Source organism: Pseudomonas sp. TH41, from assembly GCF_016650695.1.
GTDB lineage: Bacteria > Pseudomonadota > Gammaproteobacteria > Pseudomonadales > Pseudomonadaceae > Aquipseudomonas.
Window position 1 is genome coordinate 69,112 of sequence record NZ_JAEKFH010000003.1, and the last position, 19,220, is coordinate 88,331.

17 protein-coding genes are annotated in these 19,220 nt (G+C 59.3%); 11 read left to right on the plus strand and 6 right to left on the minus strand.

The window, feature by feature from the left end:
* Positions 1-7: 7 nt before the first annotated feature.
* On the minus strand, positions 8-940 hold the full coding sequence (locus tag JFU37_RS03050; protein WP_201112775.1) for a lipid A biosynthesis lauroyl acyltransferase: 933 nt from the start codon (positions 938-940) through the stop codon (positions 8-10).
* A 118-nt stretch (positions 941-1,058) separates the two neighbouring features.
* On the opposite strand from JFU37_RS03050, the gene minC reads away from it, so the two are divergent.
* From minC to JFU37_RS03085, 7 genes are all read left to right on the plus strand, one after another.
* Positions 1,059-1,796, plus strand: coding sequence for a septum site-determining protein MinC (gene minC, locus JFU37_RS03055; RefSeq protein ID WP_201112777.1), 738 nt, complete (start codon positions 1,059-1,061; stop codon positions 1,794-1,796).
* Positions 1,797-1,997: 201 nt separating this feature from the next.
* Positions 1,998-2,810, plus strand: a complete 813-nt coding sequence (gene minD / locus JFU37_RS03060) for a septum site-determining protein MinD (RefSeq protein ID WP_201112779.1) — start codon at positions 1,998-2,000, stop codon at positions 2,808-2,810.
* Positions 2,810-3,064 carry a cell division topological specificity factor MinE gene (gene minE, locus JFU37_RS03065; RefSeq protein WP_007944431.1) on the plus strand — a complete coding sequence of 85 codons (255 nt, stop codon included), beginning with the start codon at positions 2,810-2,812 and terminating at the stop codon, positions 3,062-3,064. The genes minD and minE overlap by 1 nt, the downstream gene beginning before the upstream one ends.
* A 179-nt stretch (positions 3,065-3,243) precedes the next feature.
* Positions 3,244-3,879: an RluA family pseudouridine synthase gene (locus tag JFU37_RS03070; protein ID WP_028941050.1), complete on the plus strand. Its 636-nt coding sequence runs from the start codon at positions 3,244-3,246 to the stop codon at positions 3,877-3,879.
* Between the two features lie 180 nt (positions 3,880-4,059).
* Positions 4,060-5,349, plus strand: coding sequence for a M18 family aminopeptidase (locus JFU37_RS03075; RefSeq protein ID WP_201112781.1), 1,290 nt, complete (start codon positions 4,060-4,062; stop codon positions 5,347-5,349).
* Between the two features lie 179 nt (positions 5,350-5,528).
* Positions 5,529-5,705 (plus strand): hypothetical protein, encoded by a 177-nt coding sequence (locus JFU37_RS03080; RefSeq protein WP_201112783.1) that lies wholly within the window; start codon positions 5,529-5,531, stop codon positions 5,703-5,705.
* A 78-nt stretch (positions 5,706-5,783) separates the two neighbouring features.
* A complete protein-coding gene (locus tag JFU37_RS03085) occupies positions 5,784-7,940 on the plus strand; it encodes a mechanosensitive ion channel domain-containing protein (protein WP_201112785.1) in 2,157 nt (718 codons plus the stop codon).
* 257 nt (positions 7,941-8,197) lie between these two features.
* Here JFU37_RS03085 and JFU37_RS03090 read toward each other — a convergent pair whose 3' ends face one another.
* The gene (locus JFU37_RS03090) at positions 8,198-9,880 is read right to left on the minus strand and encodes a DEAD/DEAH box helicase (RefSeq protein ID WP_201112787.1); all 1,683 of its coding nucleotides are present in this window, start codon (positions 9,878-9,880) and stop codon (positions 8,198-8,200) included.
* 411 nt (positions 9,881-10,291) lie between these two features.
* On the opposite strand from JFU37_RS03090, the gene JFU37_RS03095 reads away from it, so the two are divergent.
* Positions 10,292-11,083 carry a crotonase/enoyl-CoA hydratase family protein gene (locus tag JFU37_RS03095; RefSeq protein ID WP_201112789.1) on the plus strand — a complete coding sequence of 264 codons (792 nt, stop codon included), beginning with the start codon at positions 10,292-10,294 and terminating at the stop codon, positions 11,081-11,083.
* 116 nt (positions 11,084-11,199) lie between these two features.
* On the opposite strand, the gene JFU37_RS03100 is transcribed toward JFU37_RS03095, so the two are convergent.
* The gene (locus JFU37_RS03100; protein WP_201112791.1) at positions 11,200-11,955 is read right to left on the minus strand and encodes a spermidine synthase; all 756 of its coding nucleotides are present in this window, start codon (positions 11,953-11,955) and stop codon (positions 11,200-11,202) included.
* Positions 11,956-12,118: 163 nt separating this feature from the next.
* On the opposite strand from JFU37_RS03100, the gene JFU37_RS03105 reads away from it, so the two are divergent.
* A complete protein-coding gene (locus JFU37_RS03105; RefSeq protein WP_201112793.1) occupies positions 12,119-13,465 on the plus strand; it encodes a class II 3-deoxy-7-phosphoheptulonate synthase in 1,347 nt (448 codons plus the stop codon).
* A gap of 26 nt (positions 13,466-13,491) precedes the next feature.
* Here the strand turns inward: JFU37_RS03105 and JFU37_RS03110 are convergent, their stop codons facing one another.
* Positions 13,492-14,079 (minus strand): antibiotic biosynthesis monooxygenase, encoded by a 588-nt coding sequence (locus JFU37_RS03110; protein WP_201112795.1) that lies wholly within the window; start codon positions 14,077-14,079, stop codon positions 13,492-13,494.
* A 316-nt stretch (positions 14,080-14,395) separates the two neighbouring features.
* Between JFU37_RS03110 and JFU37_RS03115 the strand changes: the two genes are divergently transcribed.
* Positions 14,396-15,394, plus strand: coding sequence for an NAD(P)H-quinone oxidoreductase (locus JFU37_RS03115; RefSeq protein ID WP_201112797.1), 999 nt, complete (start codon positions 14,396-14,398; stop codon positions 15,392-15,394).
* 189 nt (positions 15,395-15,583) lie between these two features.
* On the plus strand, positions 15,584-16,537 hold the full coding sequence (locus JFU37_RS03120; protein WP_201112799.1) for an alpha/beta hydrolase: 954 nt from the start codon (positions 15,584-15,586) through the stop codon (positions 16,535-16,537).
* Here JFU37_RS03120 and JFU37_RS03125 read toward each other — a convergent pair.
* Positions 16,509-18,323, minus strand: a complete 1,815-nt coding sequence (locus JFU37_RS03125) for an ABC transporter ATP-binding protein (protein ID WP_201112801.1) — start codon at positions 18,321-18,323, stop codon at positions 16,509-16,511. The two genes, JFU37_RS03120 and JFU37_RS03125, sit on opposite strands and share 29 nt — an antisense overlap.
* Before the next feature lie 165 nt (positions 18,324-18,488).
* Positions 18,489-19,085 carry a DUF6338 family protein gene (locus JFU37_RS03130; RefSeq protein WP_201112803.1) on the minus strand — a complete coding sequence of 199 codons (597 nt, stop codon included), beginning with the start codon at positions 19,083-19,085 and terminating at the stop codon, positions 18,489-18,491.
* Positions 19,086-19,220 lie beyond the last annotated feature (135 nt).

The window sequence follows — 19,220 nt, forward strand, 5'->3', positions numbered from 1 at the left end:
CGACTATTTAACCGCGTTTTTTGTACAGCTTCGGCTCGCCCGGCGGACGGCTCTTGAAGCGGCGATGGGCCCAGAGGTATTGCTCCGGGCACTCACGCAAGACACCTTCGACCCACTGATTGATCCGCAGGCAATCGGCTTCTTCGGTCTCGCCGGGGAAATGATCGAGTGGTGCATGGATCACCAGACGATAACCGCTGCCATCTGCCAGGCGCTCCTGGGTGAACGGCACCACCAGCGCCTTGCCCAGTCGCGCAAATTTGCTGGTGGCGGTGACCGTTGCAGCCTGAATCCCGAAAAACGGCACGAAAATACTCTGCTTGGCGCCATAGTCCTGATCCGGTGCGTACCAGATCGCCCGACCGGCCCGCAGCAGTTTGAGCATCCCGCGCACGTCTTCGCGCTCCACGGCCAAGGAGTCGAGGTTATGCCGCTCGCGGCCACTTCGCTGAATGTAGTCGAACAGTGGATTCTTGTGCTCGCGGTACATGCCGTCGATGGTGTGCTGCTGGCCGAGCAACGCCGCGCCGATTTCCAGCGTGGTGAAATGCACCGCCATCAGAATCACGCCCTTGCCCGCTAGCTGGGCTTTTTTCAAATGCTCCAACCCTTCGACATGGGCCAGCTTCGCCAGACGCTGACGCGACCACCACCAGCTCATCGCCATTTCAAAGAAAGCGATGCCGGTGGAAGAAAAGTTTTCCTTGAGCAGACGTTTGCGCTCGGCCGCGGATTTTTCCGGGAAACACAGTTCGAGATTGCGCTTGGCAATGCGCCGTCGGTCGCCTGCCACTCGATACATCAATGCACCGAGGCCGCGACCGATAAACAGCAACGCCGGATACGGCAACTGAACAATCAGCCACAACAGCCCCAAGCCACACCATAGAGGCCAGAAACGTGGAGAAAGAAATGCTGTTCGAAAACGCGGGCGATCCATTAAAGCTTCCGTCAAGACAATGGCCGCGCATTCTACATCGTTCGACCCGGCTTGCGGCTCGCGGGCGTTCTCGTTATAAGTCTCGGCACTTTTAGTGACAAGTCGTTGTATGCCGACCATGAGCCAAACCGAACCGCTAGACCAAGATCCCGTGTTCCAGTTGAAGGGCAGCATGCTCGCCATTACGGTGCTGGAGCTGACCCGCAACGACCTCGAGAGCCTCGATCGGCAGCTGGCCGCCAAAGTCGCCCAGGCGCCTAATTTCTTCAGTAACGCACCGCTGGTGCTGGCCCTGGACAAACTCCCGGCCAGTGAAGGCGCCATCGACTTGCCGGGGCTGATGCGCGTCTGTCGCCAGCATGGCTTGCGCACCCTGGCGATCCGCGCCAGCCGCATTGAAGACATCGCCGCCGCCATTGCAGTCGACCTGCCCGTACTGCCGCCGTCCGGTGCCCGGGAACGCTCGCTTGACCCGCTCGAAGGTCAAGTGAAGAAAAAACCGGAAAAACCACCGGAGCCCACCGTCAAACCGACGAAAATCATCACGTCGCCAGTCCGTGGTGGCCAGCAGATTTATGCCCAGGGTTGCGATTTGGTGGTGATCTCGTCCGTCAGCCCGGGGGCGGAACTTCTCGCCGATGGCAACATCCATGTATACGGCCCCATGCGCGGTCGCGTATTGGCTGGGGTCAAAGGCGACACGAAAGCCAGGATTTTCTGTCAGCAAATGAGCGCTGAACTGGTCTCCATTGCAGGCCACTACAAGGTTTCTGAAGATTTGCGTCGCGACCCTTTATGGGGTGCCGGCGTGCAAGTCAGTCTGTCGGGCGATGTGTTGAACATCATTCGGCTTTAACGGATACTGCCGCATTTTCCAAGCATCTCTAAAACGTAGCGAAAACGGCTCAAACGAAGTAGGAAAAAGGCCAAAAGCAGTGTTTACCGGGGGTAAGCGCCGCCCAGGACCGGATTCCAGCCAAGGCTGTCCGACTGCAGTAGTTTTTCAAGAGATGTTTTTCAGGGGCTAAAAGTCCTTTTTCCTTAGGGGTGAAACACCTTGGCCAAGATTCTCGTGGTTACATCCGGCAAGGGTGGTGTGGGTAAGACCACCACCAGCGCCGCTATCGGTACCGGCCTCGCTCTGCGCGGTCACAAAACAGTTATCGTCGACTTCGACGTCGGTTTGCGTAACCTCGACCTGATCATGGGTTGCGAGCGCCGCGTGGTGTATGACTTCGTCAACGTGGTCAACGGCGAAGCCAACCTGCAGCAAGCCCTGATCAAAGACAAACGCCTGGAAAACCTCTACGTACTGGCCGCCAGTCAGACTCGCGATAAAGACGCGCTGACCGTGGAAGGCGTGGAAAAAGTGCTGATGGCACTGAAAGAAGATTTCGAATTCGTGGTGTGCGATTCGCCAGCGGGCATCGAGAAAGGCGCCCACCTAGCCATGTACTTCGCAGACGAAGCGATTGTCGTGACTAACCCGGAAGTGTCCTCGGTTCGTGACTCGGACCGCATGCTGGGCCTGCTGGCCAGCAAGTCGCGTCGCGCTGAAAAAGGCGAAGAACCGATCAAGGAACACCTGCTGCTGACCCGCTACAATCCGCAACGCGTCAGTGACGGTGAAATGCTCGGCGTCGAAGACGTCAAAGAAATTCTGGCCGTTACCCTGCTGGGTGTGATTCCGGAGTCCCAAGCGGTACTCAAGGCTTCCAACTCCGGCGTGCCAGTGATTCTCGACGATCAGAGCGACGCCGGTCAGGCGTACAGCGATGCGGTCGATCGTCTGCTGGGCAAAACCGTGGAGCATCGGTTTCTCGATGTAACGAAGAAAGGATTCTTTGAGCGTCTGTTTGGAGGCCGGTAATGAACATTTTTGACTTCTTTCGTGCTAACAAGAAGCCAAGTACCGCCTCGGTAGCGAAAGAGCGTCTACAGATCATCGTGGCGCATGAACGCGGCCAACGCAGTACCCCGGACTACCTGCCAGCCTTGCAGAAGGAACTGGTCGAGGTGATCCGCAAGTACGTCAATATCGGGTCCGATGACGTGCACGTCGCCCTGGAAAACCAGGGCAGCTGCTCGATTCTGGAACTCAATATCACCCTGCCAGATCGCTGAGTCGATCCGGCGGGAGCCACGGCGGTTCAGGCTTTCAGGCTTCATGTAGGAGCGAGCTTGCTCGCGATGGTGTATCAGACACATTGATGTCGACTGACACACCATCGCGAGCAAGCTCGCTCCTACAGGGGACAGCGAGGGCCTGAGCCGCCGTTGGCGTTTGTTACGAGGCTGTTTTAATGCCGCTGTCCAACATCCGCATCATCCATCAGGACGCCGCCGTACTGGTGGTCGACAAACCTACCCTGCTGCTCTCGGTCCCCGGTCGGGCCGATGACAACAAGGATTGCCTGATTACCCGTCTGCAAGAAAACGGCTATCCAGAAGCGCGAATCGTCCATCGACTGGATTGGGAAACCTCCGGCATCATTCTGTTGGCCCGCGACCCGGACACTCATCGCGAACTGTCGCGGCAATTTCACGACCGCGAAACCGAAAAAGCCTACACCGCGCTCTGCTGGGGCCAACCGGAACTGGACAGTGGCAGCATCGATCTGCCATTGCGCTACGACCCGCCGACCAAGCCGCGCCATGTGGTGGACCATGAATTTGGCAAACATGCCCTGACGTTCTGGCGTGTGCTGGAACGCTGCGGCGACTGGTGCCGTGTCGAACTGACGCCGATCACCGGCCGCTCCCATCAGTTGCGCGTGCACATGCTATCCATCGGCCACCCACTGCTGGGAGACGGGCTGTACGCCCACGAGCAGGCGCTGGCTGCCTGGCCAAGGCTGTGCCTGCATGCGAGCATGCTCAGTTTCACTCACCCCCAGAGCGGCGAACGCCTGCGCTTCGAGTGCCCTGCCCCGTTTTAAAGACCAATACAATCTAAAACTGTAGGAGCGAGCTTGCTCGCGATGGTGTGTCTGCTGCATTGATGTCAACTGACACACCATCGCGAGCAAGCTCGCTCCTACAGGGATCTTCCACAGCAGCCCGCCGCCAATTATGTGACCAATACGGTAAACTGGCGCCATTGCTGTCTGGAGCTACTTATGCGCGAAGAGTTGAACCAAGGCCTGATCGACTTCCTCAAGGCCTCCCCTACCCCGTTCCATGCCACTGCCAGCCTTGTCCAGCGCCTGGAAGCGGCTGGCTATCAGCGTCTCGACGAGCGCGAGCCATGGACGACCGAAGCCAACGGTCGTTACTACGTCACCCGTAACGATTCGTCGATTGTCGCGTTCAAGATGGGCCGTCATTCACCGTTGCACGGCGGCATTCGCCTGGTCGGCGCCCACACCGACAGCCCGTGCCTGCGAGTCAAACCCCAGCCGGAACTGCAACGCCAGGGCTTTTGGCAGCTGGGCGTCGAAGTCTATGGCGGCGCACTGCTCGCGCCGTGGTTCGACCGCGACCTGTCCCTGGCTGGCCGCGTAACCTTCCGCCGAGACGGCAAGGTCGAGAGCCAGCTGATCGATTTCAAGGCACCGATTGCCACCATCCCGAACCTGGCCATTCACCTCAATCGTGAAGCCAACATGGGGTGGGCGATCAACGCCCAGACCGAACTGCCGCCGATTCTTGCGCAATTTGCCGGTGACGAGCGCGTGGACTTCCGCGCCGTACTCACCGACCAACTCGCCCGGGAACACGGCCTGAACGCCGACGTCGTACTCGATTACGAGCTGAGCTTCTACGACACCCAAAGCGCAGCAATCATCGGCCTGCATGGCGATTTCATTGCAGGCGCACGCCTGGATAACCTGTTGTCGTGCTACGCCGGCCTGCAAGCCTTGCTGACCGCCGAAACCGACGAAACCTGCGTGCTGGTCGCCAACGACCACGAAGAAGTCGGCTCCTGCTCCGCTTGCGGTGCCGATGGTCCGATGCTTGAGCAGACACTGCGTCGCCTGCTGCCCGAAGGTGATGAATTCGTACGGACCATTCAGAAATCCCTGCTGGTCTCGGCCGACAACGCCCACGGCGTGCACCCGAACTACGCGGACAAACACGACGCCAACCACGGCCCGAAACTCAACGCCGGCCCGGTTATCAAGGTCAACAGTAACCAGCGCTACGCGACCAACAGCGAAACCGCCGGATTCTTCCGCCATCTGTGCATGGCCGAAGAAGTACCGGTTCAGAGCTTCGTCGTGCGCAGCGACATGGGCTGCGGCTCGACGATCGGCCCGATCACTGCCAGCCATCTGGGCGTGCGCACCGTGGACATCGGCCTGCCGACGTTCGCCATGCACTCGATCCGCGAGCTGTGCGGCAGCCATGACCTGGCGCACCTGGTCAAAGTGTTGAGCGCGTTTTACGCCTGCCGCGAATTGCCGTAACCCCGCATTACTCTGTAGGAGCGAGCTTGCTCGCGATGGACGTGAACGATGACGCGTGCTGCCTGAAAGAATGCGCCGCCTTCAATTCCATCGCGAGCAAGCTCGCTCCTACAGACAACACCCCAGGTGGCCCAAAAGCCACCTAGACTTTAACTACCCCTTTCGACAAGGCAGTCGCCATGATCTCGTTGTCCTCTTTTCACGCCATGCTGATCCCGATTCTTGCCGGGATGATCATGCTGGCAGTCGGCTTCAATTTTCGTGACAAAAACGCGGGGGTGTTCGCGATGTGGGTCGGCATGCTGACGATCCTCGCCACCGTGGTTTTCAAGATCCTCGCCAAACTCAACGAATAAATCCTCACCCCCGGCTCGCATTGATTTTGGCGGGCTCGTACACTCGGTCGATCTGCCCATCCCAAGGTTGACCGCCTAGTGTTCGCTCGTCTTTTCACCCTGCCGTGTTTTCTCCTTGCCTGCCTAATGACGCTGCTGCCGATGGCGCCTGCCCAGGCCGTCGGTTTGCCGAGCCTGCTCAACAGCTCGGCGAAAACCCAGCCAGAGGCGCAAGCGCCCTTGGGGCAATCGCTGGACGACGTGATCAAGTCGCTGGAGAACGATCAGCAACGAACCCAGTTGCTGACGGACCTGAAGAAGTTGCGCGACGCCACTAAAAAGGCCCAGCCGACCGTCGAAGAAGGCGTGCTTGGCTTGATCGGTGGCACCCTGGCCAATTTCGAAAAGCAGTTTTCCGGGGCCGACAGCCCACTCAATCGCTGGTCCGAAGAGCTCGGCCTGGCCGAGGATGAGCTGAAGGCGCTGGTGCTGCCGGCCAATGAATGGCTGCCAATCATTTTAGCCTTCGCCATGATTTTAATGGTCTGGAGTCTGCTGGCCGCCGCGCTGATCTGGCTCGGCCACCGGGTGCGCATGCGTTTCGGCCTGACCGAAGAACTACCGCAGCACCCCAAGGCCCTCGACATGTTGCGCTTCGCCCTGCGCAAACTCGGGCCATGGCTGATTGCCTTGGTGATAACGGTCTATATGAGCTACGCCCTGCCCTCTTCATTGGGTAAAAGCCTGGCCATGGTGCTGGCCTATGCATTGGTGGTCGGCACCTGTTTTTCAGCGATCTGCGTGATCGCCTTTTCCGTGCTCGACGGCCCGCACCGCCACCGCGCCTTGTATATCCTGCGGCACCAGGCTTTTCGGCCGCTGTGGCTGATCGGCAGTTTCGCCGCCTTCGGTGAAGCCCTGAGCGATCCGAAGCTGGTCGACAGCCTCGGCACCCACCTGGCGCACACCGCATCGACGCTCGCCAACGTGCTGGCGGCGCTCTCGACCGGGTTGTTCATCCTGCGGTTCCGGCGCCCGATTGCGCACCTGATCCGCAATCAGCCGCTGTCGCGCCGCCTCACTCGCCGGGCTTTGAGCGACACAATCGACATTCTCGGGACCTTCTGGTATTTGCCGGCGCTGGTACTGGTGGGCATTTCGCTGTTCGCTACCTTCGTCTCCGCCGGCGACACCAGCACCGCGCTGCGTCAGTCGCTGATCTGCACCGTGTTGCTGGTGTTGTGCATGGTCATCAACGGACTGGTCCGCCGCCATGCCCTCAAACCGCAACGCGGCGTGAAGCGTCATGCGTTGTATTCGGATCGCCTGAAGAGCTTCTTTTACACCCTTGCCCATCTACTCGTCTGGCTGGCGTTCATCGAACTCGGCCTGCGGGTCTGGGGCATGTCGCTGATTCGCTTTACCGAAGGCGAAGGCCATGAAGTCAGCGTCAAACTGTTCAGCCTCGGCGGCACGCTGATTTTTGCCTGGCTGATCTGGATTCTCAGTGACACCGCCGTGCACCACGCGCTCACCCGCTCGCGCAAAGGCCTGGCCAATGCTCGCGCGCAGACGATGATGCCGCTGATCCGCAACGTGTTGTTCGTGGCCATTTTCATCATTGCGCTGATCGTCGCTCTGGCGAACATGGGCATGAACGTTACGCCACTGCTGGCGGGTGCCGGCGTGATCGGCCTGGCCATCGGTTTCGGCGCGCAGTCGCTGGTTGCCGACCTGATCACCGGGCTGTTCATCATCATCGAAGACTCGCTGGCCATCGACGACTATGTGGATGTCGGCGGTCACCTGGGCACTGTCGAGGGCCTGACCATTCGTACCGTACGCCTGCGGGACATCGATGGCATCGTCCACACCATCCCGTTCAGCGAAATCAAAAGCATCAAGAACTACTCCCGCGAATTCGGCTACGCCATCTTCCGGGTAGCGGTGCCCTCCAACATGGACATCGACAACGCGATCAAACTGATGCGCGAAGTCGGGCAGAAGATGCGCACCGACCCGCTGCAACGTCGCAACATCTGGTCGCCGCTGGAGATTCAAGGTGTGGAAAGTTTCGAGTCTGGCAATGCGATTCTTCGCGCTCGCTTCAAGACCGCGCCGATCAAGCAATGGGAGGTTTCCCGGGCGTTTAACCTGTCGCTCAAACGGCATCTGGATGAAGCTGGACTGGACCTGGCGACACCGCGCATGAGCGTGCATGTGGTTACGGCGGGGGGCGGGCCGGTAACGGAATAACCCTCCCGACGAATACCTGACAGAGCCTCAGGACTCGATCCGATGTAGCAGCTGCCGAGCCTGCGAGGCTGCGTTCGGCTGCGCAGCAGTCGTAAAACCGGACACTTCAGTCTTCCAGACGAACTGCGGCAACAGGTTTGGCGACTGCTGCGCAGCCGAACGCAGCCTCGCAGGCTCGGCAGCTGCTACAACAGGCAAAAAAAATCCCCGAACCAGTCGGGGATTTTTTATGTTCGATCAATCAGCCCGGGGGCGGATTAATCTTCGCGGTAGCGACGCAGCTTCAACTGCTTACCGGCAACGCGAGTGTCTTTCAGCTTGGTCAGCAGACGCTCCAGACCATCTTCCGGCAGCTCGACGAGGCTGAAGCTGTCACGCACCTGGATGCGACCGATAGCTTCACGAGCCAAGCCACCTTCGTTGAGGATGGCGCCCAGCAGGTTTTTGGCAGCGATACCGTCACGCGCACCCAGCGCGGTACGGCAACGAGCACGTCCTTCAGCCAATGGAACCGGAGCACGACGCTCACGATCACCACGGTCCGGACGATCACCGGTACGCTCTGGACGATCGCTACGATCGCCACGCGGTGCGTTGTTCGGCACCAGTGGACGTTCTTTCTCGATCGCGGCCAGGGTCAGCGCCTGAGCGTTGGTCGCCTTGCGCAGCAGCGCAGCGGCCAGTGCACGCGGAGTGCAACCGATGTCGACGGTCAGGCGATCGAGCAGATCACCGTGAGTCGATTCGGCATCAGCCACCAGTGGCGACAGGCTGTTGGTCAGTTTCTTGATGCGGGCATCGAGAACAGCCTGAGCGTCCGGAAGGCGAACTTCGGCCACTTTCTGACCGGTTACACGCTCGATCACTTGCAGCATGCGGCGCTCACGTGGAGTCACCAGCAACAGCGCACGACCTTCGCGACCCGCACGGCCGGTACGGCCGATACGGTGAACGTAGGACTCTGGGTCGTACGGCATGTCAACGTTGAAAACGTGAGTGATGCGCGGAACGTCCAGACCACGAGCAGCAACGTCGGTCGCCACAACGATGTCCAGACGGCCATCCTTGAGGGATTCGATGACGCGTTCGCGTTGGTTCTGAGCAATGTCACCGTTCAGCGCAGCGGCTTTGTAGCCTTTGGCTTCCAGGGCACTGGCCAGGTCCAGGGTCGCTTGCTTGGTACGTACGAACATGATCAGGGCGTCGAAATCTTCGACTTCCAGCAGGCTCAATACAGCCGAGGTCTTCTGGTCAGCGTGAACCAACAGGTGAGCCTGTTCGATCGCGGTAACGGTCTGAGTCTTGGTCTGGATCTTCACGTGCTGTGGATCACGCAGGTGACGCTCAGCGATAGCACGGATCGACTGCGGCAAGGTGGCCGAGAACAATACGGTCTGACGGGTTGGAGGCAAGGCCTTGAAGATAACTTCGAGGTCGTCCATGAAACCCAGCTTGAGCATTTCATCAGCTTCGTCGAGAACCAGATGGTTCACGGTAGACAGCACTTTTTCGTCACGGCGCAAGTGGTCGCACAGACGGCCCGGCGTGGCGACAACGATCTGTGCGCCATTACGGATTGCTTTCAGTTGTGGACCCATAGGGGCGCCGCCGTAAACGGCCACAACGGTAACGCCTGGCATTTGCTTGGCGTAGGTTTCGAAAGCGGTTGCTACTTGCAGCGCCAACTCACGGGTTGGCGCCAGGATCAGGGCTTGCGGCTCGCGCTTGGCAGGATCGATGCGATGCAGGATCGGCAGGGCGAACGCGGCGGTTTTACCCGTACCGGTTTGCGCCTGACCAATCATGTCGTGGCCGGCCATGATGATCGGGATCGATTGCTGCTGAATAGCCGAAGGTTCTTCGTAGCCAGTCGCGATGACGGCTGCAAGAATATTCGGATTAAGATTAAAAGCGGCGAAGCCGCCGGTTTCCTGGGTCATGGGTCTGCCTCTAAGTGCATCCGCAAAGACCCATGCTCCAAAGCTGCGCATGCCGTGTAAGACTCAAGAGTCGCCCTGGCTGCTTTGTCGGCGGGGATTTGCGAAAACGAATGAATGAAAAAGATTCGTCAAGGGAGAGTCCGCTGTGCGGACGTGCAGCCGAAGCTGACTTCGGGGAATTGCGCTACCTAAACGCGGCCCGGTTAAAGGCCGGCGCGCACTATACCGGAATTAGCCCAAAAAGGGAGCATTATTTGTCGGAAAACTGACGGATACACCGTTATGTCACAGGCTTTGCGGATAATCGTGCAACGGTCTATTTTTCAAAGGCCCGGCCCTGCTGGCGATGGCGCTAAAACGGTTCACCCTTGTGACGCAGACCTGCCCCCTTCCCGCCCGAGGAATTGCTCCATGAATCAGCCCAGCTCCAGTCGAGTCAGCCGCGAACGGCACGGTCATGTCCTGTTGATCGGCCTGGATCGGGTGGCCAAGCGCAACGCCTTCGACCTCGACCTGCTCAACGAGCTCAGCCTGGCCTACGGCGAGTTCGAGGCGGACAGCGAGGCACGCGTCGCGGTGGTATTTGGCCATGGCGAGCATTTCACCGCCGGGCTCGATCTGATCAACGCCAGTGCGGCCCTGGCCGAAGGCTGGCAAGCACCGCCCGGTGGTTGTGATCCGTGGGGGGTGTTTGCCGGTCCCAGGGTCAGCAAACCGGTGATTGTGGCCGCGCAAGGCTACTGCCTGACCATCGGGATCGAATTGATGCTGGCGGCGGATATCAACCTGTGCGCCAGCAACACGCGATTCGCCCAGAAGGAGGTGCAGCGCGGCATCTTCCCGTTCGGCGGCGCCACGTTACGCCTTCATCAAGTGGCCGGTTGGGGTAATGCCATGCGCTGGCTGCTGACCGGAGACGAGTTTGACGCCCATGACGCGTTGCACCTGGGGTTGGTGCAGGAAGTCATGGCCAGTGAGGATTTGCTGCCCCGGGCGATTGAATTGGCTGAGCGGATTGCCCGTCAGGCGCCGCTGGGGGTTCAGGCGACGTTGATGTCGGCGCGACAGGCTCGGTATGAAGGGGAAACAGCGGCGGCGCAGGGGTTGCCACCGCTGGTGAAGAAGTTGTTGGCGAGTGAGGATGCCAAGGAAGGTGTGCGGTCGATGGTGGAGAAGCGACCGGGCGTCTTCAAAGGTTGTTGAAGCCATTTGGCATAACACTCACCCTGTAGGAGCTGCCGAAGGCTGCGATCTTTTGATTTTCGCCTTTAAAAGCAAAATCAAAAGATCGCAGCCTTCGGCAGCTCCTACAGGTGCCATCAAGTCGCCGGGCGAATGGCTTTGATCAACGACTGCAACGAATACCCCAATCGCGGTGCCAGCCCTTCGGCCCGGGCGATCAAGCCGTTCATGTCCAGCTCCTGATCCAGCTCCGACGGCACGATCAGAATCACGTTGCCCTCCTTCACCGGCAATTCCCAATAGTGCCGGTGATAAAGCCCGCGCAATAACGCCGCGCCCAAGGGTTTGCCATCATCTGTTGCCCACTGATTGATCACCAGCCAGCCACCCGGATTCAAGCGTTTCTGACAGTTTTCCAGAAAGTTCCAGGCCAAATGCCCGACGCCCGGTCCGACATCGGTATAGAGGTCGACGAAAATCAGGTCGGCCGGCTCGGCGGTATCAAGCAGCTCCAGCGCATCGCCGACACGGATATACAGCCGCGGATCGTCATCCAGCCCCAGGTATTCGATGGCCAGGCGCGGTACGTCAGGGCGCAATTCAATGGCCTCGACATCCTCCAACGGCAGGAACTTGAGGCACGCCTGGGTCAGCGTACCGGCACCGAGTCCAAGGAACAGCGCGCTCTCCGGCTGCTCGTGGCACAACGCGCCGATCAGCATCGCGCGGGTGTAATCGTATTCGAGCCAGCTGGGGTCAGCGGTGAACACGCAGCTCTGTTCGATGGCATCACCAAACTCGAGAAACCGGTAATCGGCCACTTCCAGCACGCGAATCACGCCGAACTCATCCTGCACCTCGGCGAGCAGATGCTCGACGCGCTCCTCAGTCATTTCATCTCCTGATTGATACCGGGCCAACAACGTAATTAACGGCAGCGCAATATAACCACTGATGCCGCTGCAAAGGCGCGATTGTCCGCGAAGCGACGGGAACAGGTCACGCACTAATTTGCTGATAACATGAGTGTCCGAGCGTAAAACAACCGAGACCGTGATGAGCCAACCCTGGAGCCCTGACAGCTGGCGCGCCCTGCCGATCCAGCAGCAACCCCTCTACCCCGATGCGGCGCATTTGCTGCAGGTCGAACAAACCTTGGCCAGCTATCCGCCGCTGGTGTTTGCCGGTGAAGCGCGGGAATTGCGTCGTCAGTTCGCCGAAGTGACCCAGGGCCGCGCGTTTCTGTTGCAGGGTGGCGACTGCGCCGAAAGCTTTGCCGAGTTCTCTGCCGCGAAAATCCGCGACACCTTTAAAGTCCTGCTGCAAATGGCGATTGTCATGACCTTCGCCGCCGGGTGCCCGGTGGTCAAGGTCGGGCGCATGGCCGGGCAGTTCGCCAAGCCGCGCTCGTCCAACGACGAAACCATCGATGGCGTGACCCTGCCGGCCTACCGTGGCGACATCGTCAATGGCATCGGTTTCGACGAAAAAAGCCGGGTGCCGGACCCGGAGCGCCTGCTCCAGTCCTATCACCAGTCCACCGCCACCCTGAACCTGTTGCGCGCTTTTGCCCAAGGCGGTTTTGCCGACCTGCATCAGGTGCATAAGTGGAACCTGGACTTCATCGCCAACTCGGCGCTGGCGGAAAAGTACAGCCACCTCGCCGACCGCATTGATGAAACCCTGGCTTTCATGCGCGCCTGCGGTATGGACAGCTCGCCGCAATTGCGCGAGACCAGTTTCTTCACCGCCCACGAAGCGTTGCTTTTGAATTATGAAGAAGCCTTTGTACGTCGCGACAGCCTGACCAACGATTACTATGACTGCTCAGCGCACATGCTGTGGATCGGCGACCGCACCCGTCAGCTCGACGGTGCTCACGTCGAATTCTTGCGCGGCGTGAACAACCCGATCGGCGTCAAGGTCGGACCGAGCATGAACCCTGAGGATCTGATTCGTCTGATCGACGTGCTCAACCCGGACAACGATCCGGGCCGTCTGAACCTGATTGCGCGGATGGGCGCGAACAAGGTCGGTGATCATTTGCCGGCGCTGATCCGCGCGGTGCAGCGTGAAGGCAAGCAGGTGCTCTGGAGTTCCGATCCGATGCACGGCAACACCATCAAGGCCAGCAGCGGCTACAAGACCCGCGACTTCGCGCAGATCCTTGGCGAGGTGAAACAGTTCTTCCAGGTTCATGAAGCGGAAGGCAGCTACGCCGGCGGGATCCATATCGAAATGACCGGGCAGAACGTCACCGAGTGCATTGGTGGGGCGCGACCGATTACTGAAGACGGGTTGTCGGACCGGTATCACACCCATTGTGATCCGCGGATGAATGCCGACCAGTCACTGGAATTGGCGTTTTTGATTGCCGAGACCTTGAAGCAGGTCCGGCGCTAATCGCATCGCTCCCTTCCCGGCCGTCATCACGTTTGCTTGGGCGAAGTGGAACGAGACAGCCAAGGCGCGAACACGCGCGTCGCCATCGGCATGAACAGGTACACCACCGAGACAACGATAGTCAGCGTGATCAGGAAAGTGGCGACCACGTAACTGGACAGGAAAGCGTTGAGCTGCAGCAACGGGCCCCAAATCAGCGGCACCAGCAAGGTGTGCGGCAGAATCACCAGGAGCGTCACCACGGCCTGCTTCCAGCGAGGTGGTGGCGTGGCAGCGTCGGCCTGTGGGGCGAACCAGAACTCGTTGACCGGGTTGACCTCGGTCTGATCGCCGTCCGCGAGCATCGGCACCGCTTCGTTGACCAGTTCCTGCCGCTGCGGTGAGTCGAGCCAGCGCTGCATCGCCTCGGTCGAGCAAAAACGCAACACGCAGGTGTACATGTCGAGCCCGGCGTTTTTACCGCGCATCACGTCCACACCCAAGTGCCCTTCTTGTTGTCCTGCGATCCTGACAATGTTGCGTAGCCAGGCCTCGTAGGGCACTTCAAAACCTGCCCTGACCCGATGCTTGATGACCAGGGTCACGACTTCCTCGAAACGATTGGATTCAGGCATAACGCAACGCTCCCGCGAATAAGACATAGAGCGCCAGCCGTCCCGGCCCGGCGATGATCAGCCCACGTTCCTGCGTGGGGTTTGCGTATTCGGCGCTATTCAACGCTAGCATCTCGCAGTGTTGTTCATCATGGCGGCCGGTGCCATTGTGGTTGTGCTGTTGCTGGAATTTTTGAAGATCAAAGGATCGCAGGCTGCGCCAGCTCCTACAGTTGTGCGCGTTCCCCTGTAGGAGCTGGCGCAGCCTGCGATCTTTTGATTTTCTCCACCAATACGCGGTCCCATTTACTGAACACTTTCACAACAGGTAGCCAATATGCCCCTACCCCAAACCATGACCCTGATTGAAATCACCGAGCCCGGCGGTCCCGAAGTTTTAAAGCCGCGTCAGGAGCCGGTGCCCACCGCAGGCGCTGGCGAAGTGCTGATCCGCGTGCATGCCGCCGGGGTCAATCGCCCCGATGTGATTCAACGCGCCGGCAAGTACCCGATGAAACCGGGCATGAGCCCTATCCCCGGGCTGGAAGTGGCCGGTGAAGTGGTGGCCATCGGCGCAGGCGTCAGTGAGTTCATCGTTGGCGATCACGTTTGCGCACTGACCAACGGCGGCGGTTACGCGCAATATTGCGTCGCCCCGGCCAGCCAGACGTTGCCGGTTCCTGAGGGGATGGGCTGGGTGCACGCGGCAGCGATCCCGGAAACCTTCTTCACGGTATGGGCCAATCTGTTCGACATGGGCGGCGCGAGCAAGGGCCAGCGTGCACTGATTCACGGCGGCACCAGCGGCATCGGCACCACCGCGTTGATGCTGTGCCGCGAATTCGGCGTCAAGGCCTTCGCCACGGCGGGCAGTGAGGAAAAGTGTGCGGCGATCCGCAAATTGGGCGCGGAGGCGATCAACTATCGCGATCAGGACTTCGTTCAGGTCATCCAGGAAAAAACCGCCGGCAAGGGTGTCAATGTCATCCTCGACATCATGGGCGGCTCGTACCTGAATCAGAATATCGCGGCGTTAGGCATGGAAGGTCGACTGGTGATGCTGGGCTTTCTCGGCGGCGCACGTGCCAACGATGTCGACCTGCTGGGGATCATGAGCAAACGCGCGATCATTACCGGTTCACTGTTACGCCCACGCACCCAAGGAGAAAAAGCCTCGATCGCCGAACAGCTGCGCGAGTATGTCTGGCCGGTGCTCGCTGCCGGGCGTTGCCAGCCGATGATCGACAAGGTCTATCCGTACACCGAGGCGGCGCAGGCTCATGCGCGGATGGAGGCAGGTGATCACATCGGCAAGATAGTGTTGCAGGTGATTTGAAGCAACGCTAAACCCTTGTAGGAGCGAGCTTGCTCGCGATGGTGTGTCAGCTACATCGTCGTCAACTGACACACTATCGCGAGCAGGCTCGCTCCCACAGGGGCAGGTGTACGACTGTCGAATTTGTTCCCGCCCCGGGCGCGCTTCTGTTAAAACCCGTTCTTTCTGTCTGTACCGGTGGACCATCCAATGCCCGCTTCCCTTCTCACTCGTCTGCGCCAACGCTGGCTGGCGCTACTGTGCATGACCGCGCTGATCGTCGGTCTGCCCGTGAGTTGTGGAGTACTCAAGCAAAAAGAGCGCGAGTTGCTGTTCCGCATCGAGCCGGGTACGGCTGGCTGGTATCGCGGCTTGCCACAGGACGTGCAGGAATTCGACATCACGCCCGCCGGCTTCAAGGCCGGGCAAAACCTGCATGCCTGGTGGTGGCCGGCTGCGCGCCGCGATGCACCGTCGATCCTGTACCTGCACGGCGTGCGCTGGAACCTGACCGGCCAGGCGTTTCGCATCGAGCAATTGCGCGCCATGGGTTATTCGGTGCTGGCCATTGACTACCGCGGGTTTGGCCAGAGCAAAGGCGATCTGCCCTCGGAAGCCAGTGTCTACGAAGACGCTCACGCCGCGTGGGAACGCTTCACAGCCATGCAACCGGACGCCAACAAGCGCCTGATCTATGGCCACTCCCTGGGTGGTGCGGTGGCCATCGACCTGGCGGCTGACCTGGCCGCACAGGCGAAAAAGGACCATGTCGCGGTGCCGGTGCGCGGCCTGGTGATCGAGTCCACCTTCACTTCGCTGGGCGATGCCGTGGCCCAAGTGGCCGACACCAACCTGCCCGTGAAATGGCTGCCGGTGCGCTGGCTGCTGTCGCAAAAATTCGACTCCATCGACAAGATCGTCGACATCGACATGCCGCTGCTGGTGGTGCATGGCCTGGATGACCCGTTCATGCCCTCGCGGTTCAGCCAGCAGTTGTTCAATGCCGCCAGCGAACCCAAACGCCTGTTACTGGTGCCTGGCGGTACGCACAACAACAGCATGAGCCTGGGTGGAACCCAGTATCGCCAGGCAATCGAAAGCTTGATGAAGGCAAAACCACCTCAGATAGCCGGGCCTAGCGGTAACCCCGGGCTTGCAGGTTGAACAACTGCGCATAGCGCCCTCCCGCTGCGACCAGACTGTCGTGGTCACCGCGTTCCAGAATCGCCCCCTGATCGAGCACGATGATGTGATCGGCATTACGCACGCTGGAAAACCGGTGGGAAATCAGTAACGTCATCCGGCCTTCAGTGTGCTGGCTGAAATGCTCGAACACCGCCGCTTCCGCCGCCGGGTCGAGCGCCGAGGTCGGCTCATCGAGAATCAGGATATTGGCGTTGCGGCGCATGTAGGCGCGGGACAAGGCGATTTTCTGCCATTGCCCGCCAGACAGCTCCTGCCCACCGGCGAACCAGCGTCCCAATTGCGTGGCATAACCTCGATCCAGGCGTTCGATGAACGGCGCAGCCATGCCCTCCACCGCGGCTTCCTGCCAGCGCAGTTCATCGTTGAATGCCAAGGTGTCGCCCACCCCAATGTTCTCGCCGACCGAGAATTGGTAGCGGATGTAATCCTGAAAAATCACGCCGATGCGCTGCCGTAAAGCCTCTTCCTCCCACGCCTGCAAATCGCTGCCATCCAGCAGGATGCGGCCCTGATCGGGGCGATACAGCCGAGTCAGCAATTTGATGAGTGTGGTCTTGCCCGAGCCGTTCTCCCCCACCAACGCAACACTGTGTCCCGGGACCAGGTGCAGATCGATGCCCGTAAGCGCAACGCGGCTCGCGCCCGGATAACTGAAACCAACGTTTTCGAAACGCAAACCGTCGCCAGGCACCGCGCCCACGGTCAGATGTCCACTGTCGGCAACCACCGGTTCAGCCAGGTATTCATAGAGGCTGGACAGATAGAGACCATCTTCATAAAGACCGCTGATGGCACTCAGGCTGCTGCTCACCGCCGTCTGCCCCTGTTTGAACAGCACCAGATACATGGTCATCTGGCCCAGGCTGATGTTGCCGTGAACGGTATCAACCACAACCCAGGCATAGGCCAGATAGAACGCCCCCGTACCTAACAGACCGAGAACAAATCCCCAGCCATCACGACGCAATGTCAGTCGGCGATCTTCGGCGTAGAGACGGGCGAACGTCTCGCGATAACGCTTCAACAGCAGCGGCGCGAAGCCGAACAGTTTGACCTCTTTGATGTAACCCTCATGGGACAGCAGCGTCTCGATGTAACTCTGCTGCCGACTCTCCGGTGCGCGCCGGGTGAACAACCGAAACGCATCCCCGGAAAAATGCGCTTCGGCAAAAAACACCGGCAACGCGCCGACCACCAACAGCACCAGCGCCCAAGGTGAAAAGTGCACCAGCAACACGCCGAAGCTGATCAAAACGATCAGATTCTGGATCAACCCCAGCGACTTCATCACCAGCGCCAACGGCCGGGTCGACGCCTCGCGCCGCACCCGGACCAGCTTGTCGTAGAACTCTGAATTCTCGAACTGCACCAGCGACAAGGTCTGGGCTTTCTCCAGAATCATCGTGTTGACCTTCTGCCCCAGCTGCACCCGCAACAGCGATTGCTGGACCGACAGCGCACGCTGGGTCCCGGACAGCATGGCAAGCACACCCGCCTCGAATAACACGTAACGCACAACCGGCCACAACGGCGCACTGCCCTGCTGCGCGTGCAACTGCATGGCGAAAACCACCGCATCGACGATGCGCTGACCCAGCCACGCCGCCAGCGCTGGGAGTACACCGGCGATCAGCGTCGCCAGGACCAGGCCTAGAAACAATCCGCGAGAGGTTCCCCAGACCAGCAGCAAGGCGCGCCGGGCCTGATCGAGCAATGACGAGAAGCGGGTAAGGACAGCGGGCATATTTATTTGTTGCGCCGACGCGGTCTCTCAGACTCTCTTCTTGGAGGAGGAGGAGGAGCGAATGGAAACTCCAACCCGAGGGGTGGCGGACCACCATTCTCCCAGTCCTCCATTAACCGCCTGAGCTCAGGCGGCATTTCGTTCGGCGCTTTGCATGTCATGGGATCACCCTATCGTTTTTGCGAATTCGACCAATTGAACTTTTGAAACATCAATGACAACAACTCCAACCCTGCTAGTTAACGATTTACCTTCGTTATCAATCCAATGAGGGAATTCAAGTACAAACTGCCCTTTTTCAGGCTCCGATGGCCATGCGGTCGGCCAACCAAACAGTCGCTTTCCATCAATTAAATTCAAGATGACAAATCCACGTCTCGATGAAAAAGCACCGTACCACTCACAGGGGAATGAGTTTTGCCTGGTGATTTTCAGCCTCCTGAGCAAGGAGTGAAGCTTGTCATTACTCGCGACGTGATAGGAGAGAAACCCCAGAACCACCGCAATCATTGCAGACCATAAGGTCTCCGATTTCTTGTCCCACAAGCCGACCGAAAAAAAATGCTCTCCCGTTAAAAGCAACAACGCCCCCAAACCGACTACAAGCGACTGAATCACAAAAGTAAAAATAAGCGCCTGAACGATCTGTCCAAATGTGTCTGGCCGTTTGAAGGCTGTGAGGGAGTAAAAAATCCAGGCCGCTAAAAACCCCGGAATCAAATATTGAAGCAACGGAATTACTTCCTTGACCAAATCATCCATGCCGTTTCCAATCCATTGAAAGCTTCAACCCGGAACAAACAAATACCTCACCTCCACGGCTTATGTCATCCGTTGATGCATCGCCGTCGTCACAAGAGATTTCAAGATTAAACGTAGGGAATTTTCGTGGGGATT